Origin of the sequence: Rhodococcus aetherivorans (assembly GCF_011058165.1) — a bacterium.
GTDB lineage: Bacteria > Actinomycetota > Actinomycetes > Mycobacteriales > Mycobacteriaceae > Rhodococcus > Rhodococcus aetherivorans.
This window is the reverse complement of sequence record NZ_JAALEG010000158.1, coordinates 1-5,035: the sequence shown is the minus strand read 5'-3', so window position 1 is coordinate 5,035 and position 5,035 is coordinate 1. Positions and strand designations below refer to the sequence as shown.

Annotated in this window: 4 protein-coding genes; 2 read left to right on the top strand and 2 right to left on the bottom strand. The window is 66.0% G+C overall.

All coding sequences use genetic code 11. The annotated features are described in order from the left end of the window. Together G6039_RS29550 and G6039_RS29545 are read right to left on the bottom strand one after the other, a co-directional pair. Nucleotides 1-1,464, bottom strand: a 1,464-nt coding sequence (locus tag G6039_RS29550) for an ATP-binding protein (RefSeq protein ID WP_206531471.1), incomplete at its 3' end; no start/stop codon positions are given. An 11-nt stretch (nucleotides 1,465-1,475) separates the two neighbouring features. Continuing rightward, nucleotides 1,476-3,074 (bottom strand): acyl-CoA carboxylase subunit beta, encoded by a 1,599-nt coding sequence (locus tag G6039_RS29545; RefSeq protein ID WP_029546894.1) that lies wholly within the window; start codon nucleotides 3,072-3,074, stop codon nucleotides 1,476-1,478. 509 nt (nucleotides 3,075-3,583) lie between these two features. Between G6039_RS29545 and G6039_RS29540 the strand changes: the two genes are divergently transcribed. Both G6039_RS29540 and G6039_RS29535 read left to right on the top strand, forming a co-directional pair. Continuing rightward, nucleotides 3,584-4,603, top strand: coding sequence for a phosphotransferase family protein (locus G6039_RS29540; RefSeq protein ID WP_080688428.1), 1,020 nt, complete (start codon nucleotides 3,584-3,586; stop codon nucleotides 4,601-4,603). Between the two features lie 214 nt (nucleotides 4,604-4,817). Continuing rightward, nucleotides 4,818-5,035: thiolase family protein (locus G6039_RS29535; RefSeq protein ID WP_478384765.1), on the top strand; the 218-nt coding region annotated here is incomplete at its 3' end.

The window sequence follows — 5,035 nt, the reverse complement described above, 5'->3', positions numbered from 1 at the left end:
GGGGGCGGCGAACCGGGTCGCGGGTTTCGCCGCCCGCCGACGAGAGACCGATGCTGCCAGCCCGGCGGCCAGGTGGACCACCGTCGGGGTGGCGGGAGCAGGATCGAGAAGGTTCTGGTGGTGGTCGAGGAAGTCGGTACACGTTGCGCCGGACAAGAAGTCCGGGTCACGAAGGAGGGCCGCGAGGAAGCTGCGGTTCGTCACCAGACCGTGAATTCGCGTGGCGTCCAGCGCCGAGGCGAGCGCGGCGGCCGCCTCCTCGCGGCTGTCCGCACGGGCGATGATCTTCGCCATCATCGGGTCGTAGTAGGCCGAGACCTCGCCGGGCGCGGACACACCGACCTCGTAGCGCAGACCCGGACGCTCCGGGTACTCCAACAGATGGAGCGGGCCCGGGGTGGGCAGAAAACCACGGGCGGGATCCTCGGCGTAGAGCCGGACCTCGATCGCGTGGCCGCGCGGAACGACGTCCGCCTGTTCGATCCCCAATGCCTGACCCTGTGCGACACGCAGCTGCAGCGCCACCAGATCCAGGCCCGTGACTTCCTCGGTCACCGGGTGTTCGACCTGCAGACGGGTGTTCATCTCGAGGAAGAAGAACTCGCCCGTACGGTCGTCGAGCAGGTACTCGACCGTACCGGCGCCGAGATAGCGGAGTTCGCGGACCAGAGATACCGCGGTCGCGCCCATCTTCTCCCGGAGCTCGGGCCCGACGACCGGTGACGGCGCCTCTTCGAGCACCTTCTGGTGCCGGCGCTGCACGGAGCATTCACGTTCCCCGAGATGCACCGCCGATCCGTGTGCGTCCCCGAACACCTGGATCTCGATGTGCCGCGCCTTGTCCAGGTACCGCTCGAGGAACACCGTCGCATTGCCGAACGAGCTGGCGGCCTCCCGACGGGCACCGGCGACGGCGTCGACAAGAGTGTCGAGATCGTCGACCCGGCGCATTCCCTTACCGCCCCCGCCCGCGGTGGCCTTCACCAGCAGTGGGAAGCCGACCTCGCAGGCTGCCGCCGCCCAGGCTGTGGGGTCGTCACCGGTGATCTCGGCATCCGGCAGCACCGGAACTCCGGCTCGTCGCGCGATCGCCTTCGCCTGGTCCTTCAGACCCATGCTGCGCATCGACTCCGGTGAGGGGCCGACGAACAGGATGTCGGCCCGGCGGCAGGACTCGGCGAACTCCGCGTTTTCGGACAGGAATCCGTATCCGGGGTGGATCGCATCGGCACCCGCTCGACGGGCGGCGTCGATGATCTTGTCGGCGCGCAGGTACGAGTCCGCGCTTGCGGTGCCACCGAGGGCAACCGCGAGATCGGCATCGAGGACGTGGGGTGACCGAGCGTCCGGGTCCGAGTACACCGCGACGGTGCGGATCCCCAGGGCGCGTGCGCTGCGGATGATCCGTCGTGCGATCTCCCCCCGGTTGGCGACGAGAAGGGTGGTGATGCGGTTACTGCTCACGGTTGTTTTCCTCACATCCGGAAGGGGGCGAATCGGGTCGCACCGACGACGGGGGCCGAGTGAGTAGCCGACAGGGCCAACCCCAGCACGGTGCGGGTGTGCCGCGGATCGATGACGCCGTCGTCCCACAGGCGCCCGGTGGCGTACACCGCGCTCGACTGGGTCTCGATCATCTCTTCGATCTCGCGGCGTACCTGGGCGTCCTGTGCATCGTCGTAGTCGGCGCCCGACCGTGCTGCCGCTGTGCGCCGGATGATCGACATCACCCCTCCGAGCTGGGGGCCGCCCATGACGGCGATGCGGTGGTTCGGCCAGGTGAACACGAACCGCGGGTCGTAGGCGCGTCCGGACATGGCGTAGTTGCCGGCACCGTACGAGGCGCCGACCATGAGGGTCAGATGCGGAACGGTCGAGTTGGAGACCGCATTGATCAGCTTCGCCCCATCCTTGATGATGCCGCCGCGTTCGGCCGCGGAGCCGACCATGAAGCCGGTGATGTTCTGGACGAACAGCAGCGGAATGCCGTGGGCATTGGCGAGCTGAATGAAGTGGGCCCCCTTGTTGGCCTCCTCGGAGAACAGGATGCCGTTGTTGGCGAGGATGCCGACCGGGTAGCCGGCGATCGAGCCCCAACCGGTCACCAACTGGGTCCCGTAGAGTGGTTTGAATTCGTCGAACCGCGAACCGTCGAGTATTCGAGCCAGGATTTCCCGCACCTCCACCGCCCGTCGTGGGTCGGCCGGCGCGCATCCGAGCAGCTCCGCCTCGTCGTAGGCCGGCGGATCGGCAGGCAGCGACGGGGCAGGACCGGCCTTGCGCCAATGCAGGTCGGCCACGATCTGGCGGCCGATGCGGATGGCATCGTGCTCGTCCTCAGCCAGGTAATCTGCCAGCCCGGAGACTCGGGCGTGCATCTCGGCCCCGCCGAGAGATTCGTCGTCGACATCTTCGTTGATCGCCATCTTCACCAGCGGTGGGCCGCCGAGATAGACCGAGGCGGCGTTTTTGACGAGCACCGTGTATTCGCTCATGCCCGGCATGTAGGCGCCGCCGGCGGTCGAACTGCCGAATACCAAGGAAATTGTGGGAATGCCGGCAGCGGTCAGCCGGGTCAGCTCACGAAACGTCCGCCCACCGGGAACGAAGATGTCTGCCTGCGTCGGCAAGTCGGCGCCGCCCGACTCGACCAGTGTGATCAGCGGCAGCCTGTTGCGTTCGGCGATCTCCAGCGCGCGCAGCTGCTTGGCCACGGCATCGGGGTTGAGCGATCCCCCCTTCACCGTCGACTGGTTGGCGAGGATCATGCATTCGACGCCGTTGACCGTGCCGACACCCGTGATCAGACGGGCACCCGGCTGGGATCGGGGATCGTGGGCACCCGCGTAGCACGACAGTTCCAGAAAGGGAGCGTCCTCGTCCAACAGCAGATCGACACGCTCACGTGCGAGGAGCTTTCCCCGAGAACGATGACGGTCGACTGCTTTGCCGCCCCCTGCCTCGAGGACCTGCACCGCGAGTTCCTCTAGAGGCCGCAGCGCGGCGAGCATCGCTTGTCGGTCGCACTCGAAAATCTCGGACTTCGGATCGAGCTTCGATTCGATCACAGTCATCAACACACCTCATTGCGCTAAGAGTTCGGCGGCAGCCCGTACCGCTGGTTTCCGCGAAGCGTCGTCGGCCGGTTCGACCTGGTTCGTGGGACCGTTCGATTACAGCCCTTCTTTGACAAGTATGTCAAGTATTGAAGGCGGTATTTTCACAGTTGGAGTGCGGCCAATAGCCGTTTGCTCGCCATAGACCTCGTCGGTAGTTGACATGCTGATCTGCAGATGTCTACTGTCGCGCCAGACGAGGTGGACACCGCCTCCTGGTACGTCGCTCGACCGCCGCGCCGCCGACACGCCCGATCAGCAGCCGAACGGAAACGCGTCCGAGTAGGTGCCCATTCGCGGGGCTCGGGACACGAACGGCTGCGGTGCCCTCCGTAGGCAGAACCTGGTAACGGCCGTGAGAGAGGCGCCGCCACCAGGTGGACGCGCGCCCGCCCGAACAACACGTACATGCGCGCTGTTGCCGCGGCTACGGCAAGCGCTGCCACGCCGGCAGAACACGAGGAGATATCTTGACCACCCAACACCGAGGGCTCGAACTTCCTGCGCTACAGAACTTTCTCCGCCGATCGGGCATTCCCCTCGACGGAGATCTACGGGCAGAGCTGATTTCGGGAGGCAAGTCCAACCTGACCTACCACATCGTCGACGACTCCTCGCGCTGGATTCTTCGGAGGCCACCGACAACGGGACGGACCCCGTCCGCCCATGACGTGGCACGAGAATTCCGCATCACATCCGCGCTGCAGCACACAGACGTCCCTGTGGCCACACCCGTCATCCTCTGCGAGGACGAGACGGTCCTCGGGGCTCCGTTCACCCTCGTCGAGTACGTTTCAGGCCAGGTTCTCCGGACCGGGTCGGACGTCGAGGCGCTGTCCGACGACCAGATCGACGCGTGTATGACCGGTCTGATTCGAGTGCTCGGCGCACTTCACAACGTCGACTACCAGGCGGTGGGATTGGGCACACTCGGCCGGCCGGACGGGTATGTCACACGACAGATCGACCTGTGGGCAAAGCAGTGGGACCGGGTCAAAACCCGGGACTCGGTCGACGTCACCAAACTGTACGATGCGCTCACCGAACTCGTACCGACGCACACGGACGCGTCCATCGTCCACGGTGACTACCGCATCGACAACACCATCCTGGCCTCCGAGGACGTCGGCACACTGGCCGCCGTGGTCGACTGGGAACTCTCCACTCTCGGAGATCCACTCACGGATGTCGCCTTGATGTGTGTGTACAGGCATCCGGCCTTCGATCTCGTTCTCGGAGAGCCCGGCGCCTGGACAAGCCCTCGACTTCCGTCGATCGACGATCTGGCTTCGCGCTACGCCGCGGCCTCAGGCCGAGTCCTGGACCACTGGAACTTCTACATGGCACTGGCCTACTTCAAGGTCGCCGTCATCGCCGAAGGCATCAATTACCGCTACCGCGCGGGCGCGACCGTGGGAGCCGGATTCGACCGTGCCGGTGAATCGGTGCCCGAATTCCTGGCAGCAGGACTCGGCTCCTTGACGTGAGGACTCCGTAAACGTTCCTCCCGCCTCCCCGACGGTGACGAATCCACGAAGCATCGGCGAACCGACCAACCTCCCGCCCAGCTCGCTTCCGCGACGAATGCCCTCGAACGCCGTTGGCCGCGTCCGCTCCACCGACGACTGCACGGTATGACCAACCGGCTCGGTCTGCGAAGGCCCAGCCTCGAACTCCCAAGGAGCATGTGATGCCGAAGCTGTGATTGTGTCCGCCGCCCGTTCTCCCATCGGGCGGGCGATGAAGGGGTCGCTCAGGACGGTGCGTCCGGACGACCTGGCCACCCAGATGATCGCGGCCGCCCTGGCGAAGGTGCCGGAGCTGGACCCGGCCCAGATCGACGACCTGATGCTCGGCTGCGGCCAGCCCGCCGGCCAGTCCGGGTTCAACATCGCCCGCGTCGTCGCCGTGCAGCTGGG

What these genes read in the sequence shown, in the direction of transcription:
- G6039_RS29545 (WP_029546894.1), bottom strand. Translation starts at nt 3,074, where the DNA reads ATGACTGTGATCGAATCGAAGCTCGATCCGAAGTCCGAGATTTTCGAG.